Below are 14108 nucleotides of genomic sequence, written 5' to 3'. Positions count from 1 at the left end.
TTTTCCTGCATGGCTTGACTGGTCCAAATGTTACAAAAATGTTAAAAAATATTGCAAATATGTACTGACTCATGTATAATAACATCTAGATGTAGTAGCAAAACTATATAAAATTGTATACATTTGAGTGAGGAAGTTTTTATATGAATAAATTTGGAAGAAGAATACTGGCAGCATTAATTACGAGCAGTTTAGTAGTTACACCGGTTTTGGCAGCACCTTCAGTAGATGATCTTCAGAAGAGTAAGGCATCAGCGCAAAGTGAAGTGAACTCACTTCAGTCACAGCTTCAGAGTATTGTAAGTAAGATTACTCAATTGGAAGCTGATCTTACAACAAAGGGTGAAGAGATTATTCAGGCGCAGGCAGATCTGGAGCAGGCACAGGAAGACGAGAAGACACAGTATGCGGCTATGAAGCTTCGCATCAAGTATATGTATGAGGCTGGTGATGCAACAGCGCTTGAATCACTGGTAAGCTCAGAAGATTTTTCGGATCTGTTAAGTAAAGCTGAGTATGTTCAAAGTGTACATGGATATGATCGCGACAAGCTGGAAGAATATGTTGCAACTAAGCAGAAGATTGCTGATCTGAAGGAACAGCTTGAGACAGAGCAGTCACAGCTTGAGAGCATGCAGACAGAATATGAGACAGAAGAGTCTAATCTGACAACTCTGATTGATTCAAAACAGGCAGAAGTAGCAGATCTTGATTCACAGATTCAGGAAGCGGCAGAGAAGGCGGCGAAAGAAGAGGAAGAGCGTCAGAAGAAAGCAGAAGAGGAAAGACAGAAACAACTTCAGGCAGCATCTCAGAATAGTACAACAACGAATAGTAATTCTGGCAACTCCAATAGTTCAAGCAGCTCCAATAGTAATAAAGGCAACAGCAGCTCGAATCCAAGCAGTTCCAGTAACAAAGGAAACAGCAGTTCATCATCAAGCAGCAGTTCTGGTAGTTACGTATCCGGAAGTACAGTATCCCGTGCATATTCAGCACTTGGAAAACCGTATGTATGGGGAGCGGCAGGACCGAATTCTTTCGATTGTTCCGGACTTGTAAGTTTCTGTCTGACAGGAAGATATTCACATACATATAGCTCCAGTGATTTCGTTGGATTGACTAAGGTAAGTAATCCACAGCCAGGAGATATTTGTGTAAGAGTTGGGCATGTAGGTGTTTATATAGGTGGAGGTCAGATGATTCATGCACCACACACAGGAGATGTAGTGAAAATATCTGCAGTACCATCTAATATGTGGTACGTTCGTCCATAAAGTATATAAGAAAATGAATAATTTAATGCCAGTTTTTTTGAAAGGACTGGCATTTGTCATATACAGGATCATATCTAGACATATTTGATGGAATTGTATCTGAAATGGTAAAAAAATGAACACAAAATGATAAAGATTGCGTCAAATTTGTAGCGGGTTGCGTAAACTATGAAAAATGTGTATAATAACGATGGGGCGTTTTCGAAAGAAAAATAATTAAAAGAGGGAAGATGAATATGAACAAAATAGGTAAGAGAATTCTGGCGGCGGCAGTTGCCAGTTCTGTACTTGTGACACCGGTTTTTGCAGATCCATCTGTTGACGATTTGAAAAAGAGCAAAGAGTCCGCACAGAATGAAGTAAGTTCACTCCAGACACAGCTTAATACAGTAGTGGGAAAGATTACGGAGCTGGAGTCTCAACTTAGCAGTAAAGGTGAAGAGATTATTCAGGCACAGTCAGATCTGGAAGATGCCGAGGCAGAAGAACAGAAACAGTATGCAGATATGAAGGTTCGTATTAAGTATATGTACGAAGCTGGTGATCAGAGTGCTGTAGAAAGCTTAGTTGGTTCAGAGGATTTCTCTGATATGGTCAACAAAGCGGAATATGTAAGTAATGTACATAATTACGACAGACAGAAATTACAGGAGTACGTAGAGACAAAGCAGAAGATTTCTGATCTGAAAGATCAATTGGAAGAAGAACAGTCACAGCTTGAAAGTATGCAGACAGAGTATGAGTCGCAGGAGTCGAAACTTGATAACCTGATCGCATCTAAACAGGCAGAGGTGTCTGATCTGAATCAGCAGATCGAAGAAGCTGAGCGTAAGGCGGCGGAAGAAGAGCTGAAGAGACAGCAGGAAGAAGCAGCAAGACAGGCAGCGGCAGCAGAAACAGCAAGACAGCAGGCTGCATCGAACAGGAATAATTCTTCCAGCTCATCAAGCAATAGCTCAAGTAATAGCAATAAGGGAAATAGTTCCAATAAAGGAACAAGCAACAATGCTCCAAGTTATGTATCAGGAGACGCAGTGTCCCGTGCGTATTCTGCACTTGGAAAACCGTATGTATGGGGAGCGACAGGACCGAATTCCTTTGACTGTTCAGGTCTTGTAGGTTTCTGCCTGACAGGTAGATATTCACGTTCCTGCACATCAGCGTCATTGAATGCCCTTCCGACAGTGAGTAACCCACAGCCTGGAGATGTGTGTGTAAGATCCGGACACTGTGGAATTTACATTGGAAATGGTCAGATGATCCATGCACCACATACAGGTGATGTAGTAAAAGTAGCAAGTGTCCCTTCTAATATGAGAATCGTACGTCCTTAATAAAAGAATATTGAATTTATTTGCCAGGATTTCTTTTGAATCCTGGCATTTTTAATATCATGATGCCAGTGGGAGTGCAAAGCACGGAACAATCCGCAGGAATCATAGTTGGGGCTTTTGCCCCCAACATCTTTAGAAAATTACAATTTCCATGATATAAAAACTCCGAGGCATTCTTGAATTGAGTCATATTTGAACCATAGGTGAGTCACATTTGAAAATATAAAATATACAAAAATCTAATATGATGTTTTTGAAAAACCCTTGCATTCGCAAGGGTTTTATGATATCATTTTAAGGTCGCAAAAAAGCACGCACATGGCTGTCTGAGACGGTGCCAGTCAAAAGAAAGAGACTGGTTTCAAGGACGTATACCGGTGCGGAAGTAAAAAAACCAATTGGAGGAAAGAAACATGAGCGTTATTTCAATGAAGCAGCTTTTAGAAGCAGGTGTTCACTTTGGACATCAGACAAGAAGATGGAACCCTAAGATGGCTCCTTACATCTACACAGAGAGAAATGGTATCTATATCATCGACTTACAGAAATCTGTAGGAAAAGTTGATGAGGCTTACTATGCAGTATCTGATATTGCAGCACAGGGCGGAACAATCCTTTTCGTAGGAACAAAGAAACAGGCTCAGGATGCAATCAAAGTAGAAGCAGAGCGCTGCGGAATGTATTATGTAAATGAGAGATGGCTTGGAGGAATGCTTACAAACTTCAAGACAATCAAGAGCAGAATTGCCCGTCTCAAAGAGATTGAGAGAATGTCTGAGGATGGAACATTTGATGTACTGCCTAAGAAAGAAGTTATCCAGATCAAAAAAGAGTGGGAGAAACTTGAGAAGAACCTTGGCGGAATCAAAGAGATGAAGAAAATCCCGGATGCTATCTTCGTAGTAGATCCTAAGAAAGAGAGAATCTGTGTTCAGGAGGCTCACACACTTGGAATTCCACTTATCGGTATCGCTGATACAAACTGTGATCCAGAAGAGCTTGACTATGTTATCCCAGGAAATGACGATGCAATCCGTGCAGTAAAATTGATCGTTTCTAAGATGGCAGATGCTGTTATCGAAGCTAATCAGGGCGAGGCTGGCGCTGACGTATACGAGGAGGCTGAAGCAGCTGAAGAAGTAGCAGAGGCAACAGAAGAGTAAGAACCAGATAATATTGATTAATTACATTAATTAATTGGAGGACAAAAAAGATGGCAGTTACAGCTAGTATGGTAAAAGAATTAAGAGAGATGACCGGAGCAGGAATGATGGACTGCAAAAAGGCACTTTCTGCAACAGATGGTGATTTTGACAAAGCTATTGAATTCCTTCGTGAGAAGGGACTTGCTACTGCTGAGAAGAAAGCAGGAAGAATTGCCGCTGAAGGACTTGTAGCAACAACTATCAAAGATGGTGATAAAGTTGCAGCAATCGTAGAAGTTAATGCTGAGACAGACTTCGTAGCAAAGAATGAAGTATTCCAGACATTTGTTAAAGAAGTTGTTGAGCAGGCAGCAGACACAGATGCAGCTGATATCGATGCATTCAAGGCTGAGAAATGGGCACTTGATACATCTATGACAGTAGATGAGAAACTTGCAGCTATGATCGCTAAGATTGGTGAGAACATGAACATCAGAAGATTTGAGAAAATCGTATCTGAGGATGGAATCGTTGTATCTTACATCCACGCAGCAGGAAAGATCGGTGTTTTAGTAGAAGCTAAGACAGAGAGCGATGACGAGAGAGTTAAAGAGGCTCTTAAGAACGTTGCTATGCAGGTAGCAGCTCTGAATCCGAAGTATGTATCTACTGATGATGTACCGGAAGAGTACAAAGAGCACGAGAAAGAGATTCTTATCGCTCAGGCTAAGAATGATCCTAAGAATGCTAACAAGCCAGAGAACATCATCGAGAAGATGATTACTGGACGTCTTGCAAAAGAGCTCAAAGAGATCTGCCTGTTAGAGCAGGAGTATGTAAAAGCTGAGAACAAAGAGACAGTTGCTAAGTATCTTGAGATGGTATCCAAAGAAGTTGGAACACCTGTAGAGCTTAAGAGATTCGTTCGTTTCGAGACTGGTGAAGGTCTTGAGAAAAAGAATGAGGACTTTGCAGCAGAAGTTGCAGCTCAGATGAACGCATAATCTTACAGTTCGCATAAGAATTTGAACCGTATGATTATCATGTAAATCAACGAAAAACCTTGAATTTCCTATGAAAATGGGATGATTCAAGGTTTTTTTGCGTATTGGGGAATAAATTTTGACTTATCGTAAATTATCGCTATTTATGCATGGAATTGGGTAAAAGTTGGGGAGTAGTGTAATTACCCAATATTTCCCCAACTTTTGATGTATGATAGCGTAGGATTCCCCAACTTTTCATAAGCTATCGTGGAAAATAATAAATTGAAATATTAAAAAAGAGAGATTATAATGAGGAACAGATTTTCGATTATTTGCATAAAGAACCATCTAGTAGTAAAAAGGGGAATAGAATTGATTTTATATCATGTAACATTATTTAATAAGCCAACACAGGAAATACTGATTCCACGAATACCAGGAGATACTTCTATAGGGGAAGAAGTTAAAACAAATAGAATATGTTTGGCACCAAGTATTATTCAATGCTTGCGTGCATTGGAGATATATAAGTATTTTCAAGAAGATACGCTAGATGTTAAAGTTTATAAGATAGTCGTTGATGAAAATGATGAACAGTTAATTTCATGGGAACAGTTATATTTAAATGGTTTGGTTGATGATGCTGCACTTACACATGAATATTGGTATAAAAGTAAGCTTATTCCAGTAGAATATAATGAATATAGAATTAGTGAATGTGTAAAAAAGAGGTATATTATTATTCCCTCAAAAGAGAAAATGCGGATAAAAGAAATCATAGAAACAATGGGAGTATGTTTTGATAGACTGGAGAAATATAATGCATTTCAAATTATGAATGAATGGCTTCCACGACAATCAGAAACATTTCAAGAGCAAGTAAAAAGAAATTAACACATAAAGTTGAAGAATATACAGAAGGGTCTGCTGAAATTTATAAGACAATATTTGGAAATATTCCAGAACGTTTTCGTGAAGAAAAAGATTTTCGAGAAATTGAATATCTTGAAAAATGTAAAATAGAATATATTACATAGCCGATTGATTCAAATTGAAAATCAGTCGGCTTTTTTCATGCTCATTTTTATACATAGCCCGTCCCGTAAAAAGGATTGGCTATTAAATTTTTCGAGGAAGGAGGAAGCCATATGACTAAGTGTAAAGTAATTGCCCTTGTTGGACGATGGAGAAGGAGTGGAGATAGAACCGGAACAAAAGAAAAAAGAGCGTGAGCGGTAGAAAGGATTCAGTCTGCCAGAGAGTTTCTGGCAGATTGAATGTGAAAATCGCACAGTCGTTTTCTCCTGAGAAACTTGTTATAGTTAGCAAAAAGAACAGGAGGAATATCAGACTTTTTGTGCAAAGAGAAAAGAATTACTGAATCGGTATCCAACCTATCCGAGAACGGACAGCCAGTATTTGACGAAGGGCATGCAGGCAACTGCCGCTTCCATAATCCTGTGGCTGCGTGACAATATGCCCTTCGAAAAAGGCTGTGCCGGCGAGCCGGATATTGACCGGGTAACAGACGACAGCAAAGTGACCGACCACCATGCCATCATCCCAACTGTGGAGATTGCACGGACAGACCTGTCAGAGCTTCCTTCCAGGGAGAGGGACGTGCTTACCCTGCTTGCCGTCAGACTGCTTTGTGCCACAACGCAGGCAAATCGGTTTGAAGCGGTCACCGCTATGTTGGACTGCCAGGGATATACTTTTACAGCAAGAGGAAAGACCATCTTACAGTCCGGCTGGAAAGAGGTGGAACGGATTCACCGTATGAGTATCAGGCAGAGTGAAACGGAACATAGAGAAAACGAAGATGCCGCTCTCCCTGTGCTGAAGGAAGGACAGACTTTTGAAACTGTGTCAGCAAGTCTCCGTGAATGGAAAACTTCACCGCCGAAACACTATCCGGAGGACTTATATTGTAAAGGGTAGTTAAGAAAAAAGCACAAGAAAGGACAAAAAATGAGAACAAAAAAAGCAGAAAATGAAAAGATTACTGCCCTCTACGAAAGACTTTCTCGTGATGATGAAATGGTAGGGGACAGTAACAGTATCGTCAACCAGAAGAAGATGCTTGAGGATTATGCAAAACAGAATGGCTATACTAACATAGAGCATTTCACAGATGACGGTTATTCCAGCGGTTCATTTGACAGACCGGACTGGAAAAGAATGATAGCAGGAATTGAGGACGGAAGCATTGGCACAGTTATTGTAAAGGATATGAGCCGGATAGGGCGTGACTATCTGCAGGTGGGCTTTTATACGGAGGTCATGTTCAAGGAAAAGGAAGTCCACTTTATTGCGATTGCAAACGGAGTTGATAATCAGAAAAGAGAGAGCAGTGAGTTCGCCCCGTTTCTAAACATCATGAATGAGTGGTACATTCATGACTCCAGCCGGAAAGTGACTACGGTGCTTCGTGCAAGGGGAATGAAGGGAAAACACACCACCAATAATGCCATTTACGGTTACCAGAAAAGTGAGGAAGATAAAAACCAGTGGATAATTGATGAAGAAGCTGCCGAGGTGGTACGCAGGATATACCGGATGTCTCTGGAGGGGAAAGGACCCTATGAGATTGCAAGGATACTTTCGGAGGAACAAATCGAGTGTCCATCCTATTATCTTGCCAAGCGGGGACTTGGAACCTGCCGTTCCAACAATAATACTGCAACCCCTTATGTGTGGCGTGGGGCAACGGTGAGGGATATTCTTTCCAAGCCGGAGTATATGGGACATACCGTAAATTTCCGCTCTTAGAAAGAGTCCTACAAGGATAAGAGGGCAAAAAAGACACCAAAAGAGGACTGGGTTATTTTCAAGAATACACAGGAAGCAATCGTTTCTGAAGAAATGTGGAATAAGGTGCAGGAACTGAGAAAGACCGTCCGCAGGACGGATACAGTCGGCGAAGCCAATCCGTTTACGGAGCTTTTGTATTGTGCTGATTGCGGTGCTAAAATGTACAACCATCGTGGCGGAGCAGGAAGGGCAAGAAATTGGAAAGGGGAATTAAACGGAAAACGCAGACCGGATCGTGATGAGTATAACTGCTCCACCTATAACTTAAGCAGACAGAGTTATGACAAACAGTGCAGCCAGCATTATATCCGGACAGAGGTTGTAAGAAAGCTGGTGCTGGAAACCATCAAAGCGGTCAGTGATTATGTGATTACCAATGAGGAGGAATTTATCAACAGGATATATTCCTCTTCGAGAGACAAGCAGAAAGAGAGCATAAGGTCTTTAAAGCGAAAAATTGCACAGGACACCATTGAAATATCTATGGAAAATGCCAAAGCCGAGATTGAAAAATATGAGAGTGATACAGTCCGGGCAGACAAATTTATAGAACTTGTGAAACGCTATACGGATTTCAGTGAATTAACTACCCCCATGCTGAATGAATTTGTGGAAAAGATACTTGTCCATGAAGCGGATTATTCCAGCGGAGAAAGGGTACAGGAAGTGGAGATTTACCTGAACTTTATCGGGAAGTTTGAACTGCCTGTAAAAGAACCGACTGCGGAAGAAATTGCAGAGCATGAAAAGCTGAAAGTACGCAGGGCAAAAAAAGCAGAATATAACCGCAGATACATGGAAAAGCGGAGAAAGCGTATCGCAGGGGAAGAACAGAAATCAAAGGAAGTCACAGTAAACGGTTAAGGGTATGGAGGATAGAGAGCTTATGAAACAGGAAGAAATCAGAAAGTGTACAAAGGTTGTGGAACTGTTCCGCAGTATGATGGATGAATTGGGAGATATGTGTGTGGTATATGATGTTAGGTTCGGCTTTATTGTACTGGAGTATTACATGGATGGATATTTTGAGAATAATTCCAACTACGACAATGCAGAGGACTTGTATCATCACTTGTTGGATAAATGGAAATTCTGCTGGATTGTGGATAAGGCTTTAGCACATTTTGAAGCAGCATTCCGGCAGATACAGACGGAATAAGAAAGTGTCACAACATCTGAGGGGGCAATCGGTTTGAACACTGATTGCCTTTCCTGACAGGAAATTGACGATTTAAGGCGTTCCTGATGAAGTGACAGGGAAATATGCCTTGCATATCTTTTGATACGATTAAAGGGCATAAAAAACGAAAAAAGGCTACATAATTTGAACATTTTGAAGGAGGGTATCGCAGTGTCTAGGATGGGCAAAAAAGAAAAAATGAGGAATCTTTTAATCATTTTAAGTGCATAACCCGTTATTATATATATACAGATATTCAATGGAAAGGAGTCTGATGCGTGTTGAGTGATGACGAATTAGTGGAACAGATTCTACTTGGAAATGAAAATGCAGCAGAAGAATTGATAAAACGCTATTATACATCTATTTTACGTTACTGTAGGTGGCATTGCTCTAATCTGGAAAAAGCAGAAGACCTGACTCAGGAAACATTTTTGAAGTTGTTTAAGAATTTATCCGGATATAAAGGGAAAAAGAAGTTTAAGGCTTATGTATACACGATTGCAAATCATTTATGTATTGATGAAAGCAGGAAGGTTGGGTTTTCTCCATTAGAAGATGAAGAAAATATAGTGCATGAGTATAACGACATAGTTCGGCTAGAGGATAGGGCAGAGATAAGCTATTTTTTGAATTTTTTATCATCAGAACAAAGGGAAGCAGTCATTCTACGCTTTGGAGAACAACTTAGTTTTGGAGAGATTGCAAAAGTGATGGGATGCAATATGCGAACAGCACAAAGCAGGGTTCGTAATGCTTTAAAAATTATGAGAAAGGAGCAGGAAAATGAAAGATAAAAATTTGAAGGGCTATTTAAAGCAATCTTTAGGAGAGGAAGTACATCCTAAAAGATTAGAGGAAACGATTAAGCTTTGCACTGAAATTGTACGAGAACAGGAAGTGACTAGGGCAGAACCGAGGACAGGTTTCTTTCACTATCTTTCAGATGTATTTCGCTTTGAAGGTATTCCAATATTTGGTTTGCAGGCAGTAACGTTATTTATAGTTTGTTTAACGATTGCCAGCATTGCAGACGTGCCAAAGAATATACCAATTTTTATGCCGCTGTTTGTATTGGCTATCATACCAGCAATTTTTAAAAGCCAGTATTATGGAATGAGCGAGATTGAAGCGGTAACAAGAGCTTCTGGTGCCCAAATCACGTTAGCAAAGCTGGTTTTGGTCGGGGCAGCTAATTTGGTGTGTATAACAATTCTTTTGTGTATGGAAGTTTATTTGCAAAATTCTTATAAAGAGATTGGACAGATGGTCCTATACTGCCTGGTTCCGTACTTAGTGTGTATGGTTGCGTTGCTACGTTTGATCCGTTTGCAAAAGAAACAGAGTTTACAGATATGTGCGATTGTAATGCTGGGTTCCTGCATTTGTTGGGGTATGTCAGCAAGAATATTGCCATGGTTATATGAAACATCAGCAGTGGGGGTGTGGATTGTTACATTTTTGATTTTTGCTATGTTCTTTATAAATGAAATTCATTATATTGCAGAGATGAGAAAGGAAGGAAAAATGTATGGAATTGTCGCTTGATCGTTTAACAAAACAGTATGGCAGAAAAATAGCGGTAGATTGTGTTAGTGCAACCTTAAAGCCGGGAGTATATGGTCTTTTGGGGGCTAACGGTGCAGGTAAAACAACATTGATGCGTATGCTATGTGCTATTTTGGAGTCAACCTCAGGGGAGGTATTGCTGGATGGAAAAGAAGTAACTTCGATGGGGGCAGATTACCGGAATGTGTTGGGTTATTTACCACAGGATTTTGGATATTATCCAAATTATACTGCGGTGGAGTTCTTAATGTATATTGCAGCACTGAAAGGAATACCGAAGAAGGTTGCAAAAAAACGTGTGACTGAATTGTTGGAAGTAGTTGATTTAAGCCATGTGGCAAACAAAAAAGTAAAAACTTTTTCCGGTGGTATGAAACAAAGAGTAGGAATTGCACAGGCGTTACTTAATAATCCGAAAATTTTGATTTTGGATGAGCCGACTGCAGGACTTGATCCGAAAGAGCGTGTCCGTTTTCGTAATCTGCTCTCAGAGTATGCAGGTGATAAAATTGTGATTCTTTCCACACATATTGTATCGGATATAGAAGCAATAGCAGATGAAGTGCTATTGATGAAAAAAGGAAAATTTATATTGCAGGGTACGGTTCCAGAGTTGATTCACAAGGCAAATGGTAAGGTTTGGGAACTTTCTGTTTCTCCACAAGAAGCTAGACAATGGCAGACAAAAACAACGGTTGCTAATTTACGGCATGAAGGAAAAGAAATTATATTGCGTATTATTTCAGACAATATGCCTAGTGAGCGAGCGGTTCCTTGTGAAGCTACATTGGAAGATCTTTATTTATTTTATTTTCCGACAGAGGAAGGAGTGAAATAGAATGGAGCTATTTTGGTTAGAGCATAAAAAGTTATGGCGAAAGAAAATCGTTAAAATATGTGTGTTGTTGTGTTTTGTTTATTGTGTAATTTTTGGCAGCATACTTTCGTTTCAATGGTTCGGTTTTGGCAGTTCAGATGACTATACAAGCGCTTTTGGCAATAATTTTGATGGATATACAGTAATAAAGGATAGTCAGGAATATGCACTTTCATTTGGTGGAGAATTGACGGATGAAACCTTGCAGCAAATAGTAAGTGATTATCAGCAAATGGAAGCTGACGGTATGGAGGAAGAACTGGAAAAGACAGACTGGCAGATAGTTAATAGTTGGCTCGGAACATTGTATCCGGAGCTTCGAGATACCAGTAATTATAAAACGATGATAAGTTATGTTGATCCGGATAAGTTAACAGGCTTCTATGAAAGAAGACAGCAGGTGCTTGATGAGTTTTTGGAGGTCAGTGGTCAGGTAGGAGCTGAAAAAGAGTTTTTACATCAGATAGAGAGGAAGGTAGAAAAACCATTTCATTATGAGTGGGTAGAAGGATGGTCAACGCTTCTTGGTAGTACGGTTGCGGATCTGGGAGTTGTGATGGCTTTGTTTCTCGGTATTGTTTTATCCTCTTTATTTGCTGGCGAATGGCATGATAATACAAGCGCATTAGTATTGACGACTCGAAATGGTTGGGGGAAAATCGCTCTTGCCAAAATTCTTACTGGTTTAGCGTTTACAGTGGAGTTATTTGTATTACTTGCTGTTTCAAGTGTTATATCACAGTTGTTTTTTATGGGAACTGCCGGATGGGATATGCCGATTCAGAATATCAAGCTGATTGCTGTTGCACCTATGAATATGCTGCAGGCAGAAATTTATGAATATGCTTTTGTATTGCTTGGAGCAATAGGTTTTGCTGGAATTGTTATGTTTATATCAGCGGCTGTAAAAAATAATGTACTTACCTTACTGCTTAGTCTGGCTGTTGTATACGGACCAATGATGATTGCAGAATATCTTCCTTATGAAATGCAAAAAGCATTGGATTTAATACCATTGGTAGGAAGTTCAACAGATATTTTCAGAACTAATACTTTTCGTATTTTTGGGAAGCTTATCTGGTCACCATATCTACTTATTACTATTCCTGTCTTGATTGGTATTCTATGTATGCCATTCGCTATAAAGAGCTGGTCAAGAAGGATGAAGGCATAAATAACAATATGGCAAAGAAAAGAGATAAAAAAATAAGTTGCGAGGGAAATGGTTGAGAGGAATTATCATAGTTTACTTGCTTTTGATACTATGTAATCTATTTCACGAATTTCCTTCTCGATTAGGGAATTTACATAGTATTCCAGTTTCGGAGGAGTGGTATTTAATTGTAGTAAACCGTTGGAATGAAATACTGTCGAGCGACACTTTATAATCGCCAACTTTTACAGAAAAAAAGCACAATCGCATCTCAACGACACAATCATGCCTCTTTTCTTGCACTTTATCAGCTCAATGTCTGGTTGTTGATTGCTGCGGTATCTATGATGTCTTTCCTTCCTCCGGCTGCTCGAATCTTCTTTCTGATATAATCTGGTACTTCCTGATCTGTCAATCCATGAAAATTATAATGTACTACAATTCTCTGACGCAGTGCTTCATTTACCTGCTTCTCTAAAATGTGATTCAGATAAGGCTCACCACAAAGAATCAATGAAAAGCAGTTTACAGAATCATATTTCTGGTTCATTAGCATTTTTAAGTCTCTTAAGATGTTACTGCTTAAATACTGCGCTTCATCCAGAATGCAGATAAATGGCTGCCTTTTTTCTTTATACAGATAATACAGTCTCTCCTGAATCGACCGGAACATCTGGCTTTTTCCAAACCCTGATTCTAATCCCAAAGCCTCACATAACTGCCTGTAGAATTCCTGCACACTTACTGTTGACAGGCATAGATATGCACATTGGTATAGGTTGGGATTCAGCCCTTTCGCAAAAAATCTCAGGGCAAATGTTTTCCCCATCCCTGGACTAGCTGTAAAAACTCCGATTCCCCGGATTTCTTTCAAGTACTCTAATCGCGCTGTCATTTCACGGAAATCTTCCGACTCAAATGCATCTTTTTCTTTTACCATCTGTTTATCAAAAGGATTAAAACTTAAGCCATAAAAATCAGTGTACATTCTTTCCACCTCCAAGGGCTGTGCTATAATCAATCGCTACTTGATTCTCACGTTTTGTTTTTCCATTTTCAATTCGATTTGTCAGACGAGCCTGATATCTTTTCCCTTCTGAGAATACCCATACTTTTTCTGGATCATCCGGCAGATAACGTACTTCTACTTTCTGTCCAATCAACTGCATTGGGGCATCATAACACCTGCAGTCTAATTCCAATGTTGCATCTCTGGATATCCTACGGGTTGTACGATTCAAAAAGCATTCATCCAGCCATTCCGGGGATTTTGGCTTTCTGATCGGATGCACACTGTGGAGATAACGTGAAAGAGGCGTTTTTCCTGTAGCAGAATGTATGGTTGTGTTATGTTTCCGAATATATGCTGCGAGAAGTTCCTTAAATTCATCCCCAAAGGCAGCAACTGAATTTTATTATCATTTCAGCCAGGCAACAAACTATATCCGCACAGATCGGATTATAAAGGATGAAAAGTGGGAGACTGATACAGAATTTGGCAAGATGGATATCACAATTAACTTGTCAAAATCAGAAAAAGATCCAAGGGATATTGCAAAAGATGGAACTGCAAAAAAATCTGGATACCCGGCGTGCCTGCTTTGCAGGGAAAACGAAGGGTATGCAGGTCACCTCTCACAACCGGCAAGACAAAACCACAGGATTATACCAATCACTCTGTGTGGAGAGCAGTATTATTTACAGTATTCACCATATGTGTATTACAATGAACATTGCATTATCTTTAATGAAAAGCATATTCCGATGGCAATT

14 protein-coding genes and 2 pseudogenes are annotated in these 14108 nt (G+C 39.9%); 14 read left to right on the top strand and 2 right to left on the bottom strand.

From position 1 onward, the window contains the following. The first annotated feature begins 143 nt into the window (after positions 1-143). The 13 genes and pseudogenes from G593_RS0113305 (at position 144) to G593_RS0113240 (ending at position 12356) form a co-directional block, all read left to right on the top strand. On the top strand, positions 144-1277 hold the full coding sequence (locus tag G593_RS0113305) for a coiled-coil domain-containing protein (RefSeq protein ID WP_029732002.1): 1134 nt from the start codon (positions 144-146) through the stop codon (positions 1275-1277). A gap of 236 nt (positions 1278-1513) precedes the next feature. Beyond that, positions 1514-2611, top strand: coding sequence for a coiled-coil domain-containing protein (locus G593_RS0113300; protein ID WP_005340083.1), 1098 nt, complete (start codon positions 1514-1516; stop codon positions 2609-2611). Positions 2612-3024: 413 nt separating this feature from the next. Continuing rightward, positions 3025-3774, top strand: a complete 750-nt coding sequence (gene rpsB, locus G593_RS0113295; protein WP_022278765.1) for a 30S ribosomal protein S2 — start codon at positions 3025-3027, stop codon at positions 3772-3774. Between the two features lie 50 nt (positions 3775-3824). Next, positions 3825-4760, top strand: coding sequence for a translation elongation factor Ts (gene tsf, locus G593_RS0113290; protein ID WP_005340079.1), 936 nt, complete (start codon positions 3825-3827; stop codon positions 4758-4760). Between the two features lie 354 nt (positions 4761-5114). Beyond that, the gene (locus tag G593_RS0113285) at positions 5115-5636 is read left to right on the top strand and encodes a hypothetical protein (RefSeq protein WP_155961816.1); all 522 of its coding nucleotides are present in this window, start codon (positions 5115-5117) and stop codon (positions 5634-5636) included. A 483-nt stretch (positions 5637-6119) separates the two neighbouring features. Beyond that, positions 6120-6683, top strand: coding sequence for a DNA topoisomerase (locus tag G593_RS18680; protein WP_330360859.1), 564 nt, complete (start codon positions 6120-6122; stop codon positions 6681-6683). Positions 6684-6713: 30 nt separating this feature from the next. Further along, positions 6714-7628 (top strand): annotated as a pseudogene (locus G593_RS20890) (recombinase family protein); the annotation flags it as partial. After that, the gene (locus G593_RS20885; protein WP_255348535.1) at positions 7608-8420 is read left to right on the top strand and encodes a DUF4368 domain-containing protein; all 813 of its coding nucleotides are present in this window, start codon (positions 7608-7610) and stop codon (positions 8418-8420) included. The pseudogene G593_RS20890 and the gene G593_RS20885, both read left to right, overlap by 21 nt. Positions 8421-8442: 22 nt before the next feature. Continuing rightward, positions 8443-8715 carry a hypothetical protein gene (locus G593_RS0113260; protein WP_005341623.1) on the top strand — a complete coding sequence of 91 codons (273 nt, stop codon included), beginning with the start codon at positions 8443-8445 and terminating at the stop codon, positions 8713-8715. Between the two features lie 299 nt (positions 8716-9014). Further along, positions 9015-9533, top strand: coding sequence for an RNA polymerase sigma factor (locus G593_RS0113255; protein WP_029731998.1), 519 nt, complete (start codon positions 9015-9017; stop codon positions 9531-9533). Beyond that, complete coding sequence (locus tag G593_RS0113250; protein ID WP_029731997.1) at positions 9523-10284, top strand: hypothetical protein; 762 nt, start codon at positions 9523-9525, stop codon at positions 10282-10284. Before G593_RS0113255 ends, G593_RS0113250 begins: the two co-directional genes overlap by 11 nt. Next, a complete protein-coding gene (locus G593_RS0113245) occupies positions 10268-11143 on the top strand; it encodes an ABC transporter ATP-binding protein (RefSeq protein WP_005341628.1) in 876 nt (291 codons plus the stop codon). The genes G593_RS0113250 and G593_RS0113245 overlap by 17 nt, the downstream gene beginning before the upstream one ends. Position 11144: 1 nt before the next feature. Continuing rightward, a complete protein-coding gene (locus tag G593_RS0113240; RefSeq protein WP_029731996.1) occupies positions 11145-12356 on the top strand; it encodes an ABC transporter permease subunit in 1212 nt (403 codons plus the stop codon). 286 nt (positions 12357-12642) lie between these two features. On the opposite strand, the gene G593_RS0113235 is transcribed toward G593_RS0113240, so the two are convergent. Both G593_RS0113235 and G593_RS0113230 read right to left on the bottom strand, forming a co-directional pair. Continuing rightward, positions 12643-13323, bottom strand: coding sequence for an ExeA family protein (locus G593_RS0113235; protein WP_029731995.1), 681 nt, complete (start codon positions 13321-13323; stop codon positions 12643-12645). Continuing rightward, positions 13313-13576: a Mu transposase C-terminal domain-containing protein gene (locus tag G593_RS0113230; protein WP_196801975.1), complete on the bottom strand. Its 264-nt coding sequence runs from the start codon at positions 13574-13576 to the stop codon at positions 13313-13315. The genes G593_RS0113235 and G593_RS0113230 overlap by 11 nt, the downstream gene beginning before the upstream one ends. Before the next feature lie 97 nt (positions 13577-13673). Here G593_RS0113230 and G593_RS0113225 point away from each other — a divergent pair. After that, a pseudogene (locus G593_RS0113225) lies at positions 13674-14108 on the top strand (UDP-glucose--hexose-1-phosphate uridylyltransferase); the annotation flags it as partial.

It is taken from the genome of Dorea sp. AGR2135, from assembly GCF_000420885.1.
Taxonomy (GTDB): Bacteria; Bacillota; Clostridia; order Lachnospirales; family Lachnospiraceae; genus Dorea; species Dorea formicigenerans.
The sequence above is the reverse complement of the archived record's forward strand: the minus strand, read 5'-3'. Positions and strand labels throughout refer to the sequence as shown.

Coding starts and splice junctions, on each gene's coding strand:
- G593_RS0113305 (WP_029732002.1), top strand. CDS start 144: ATGAATAAATTTGGAAGAAGAATACTGGCAGCATTAATTACGAGCAGT.
- G593_RS0113300 (WP_005340083.1), top strand. CDS start 1,514: ATGAACAAAATAGGTAAGAGAATTCTGGCGGCGGCAGTTGCCAGTTCT.
- rpsB (WP_022278765.1), top strand. CDS start 3,025: ATGAGCGTTATTTCAATGAAGCAGCTTTTAGAAGCAGGTGTTCACTTT.
- tsf (WP_005340079.1), top strand. CDS start 3,825: ATGGCAGTTACAGCTAGTATGGTAAAAGAATTAAGAGAGATGACCGGA.
- G593_RS20885 (WP_255348535.1), top strand. CDS start 7,608: ATGTGGAATAAGGTGCAGGAACTGAGAAAGACCGTCCGCAGGACGGAT.
- G593_RS0113260 (WP_005341623.1), top strand. CDS start 8,443: ATGAAACAGGAAGAAATCAGAAAGTGTACAAAGGTTGTGGAACTGTTC.
- G593_RS0113250 (WP_029731997.1), top strand. CDS start 9,523: ATGAAAGATAAAAATTTGAAGGGCTATTTAAAGCAATCTTTAGGAGAG.
- G593_RS0113245 (WP_005341628.1), top strand. CDS start 10,268: ATGGAATTGTCGCTTGATCGTTTAACAAAACAGTATGGCAGAAAAATA.
- G593_RS0113240 (WP_029731996.1), top strand. CDS start 11,145: ATGGAGCTATTTTGGTTAGAGCATAAAAAGTTATGGCGAAAGAAAATC.
- G593_RS0113235 (WP_029731995.1), bottom strand. CDS start 13,323: ATGTACACTGATTTTTATGGCTTAAGTTTTAATCCTTTTGATAAACAG.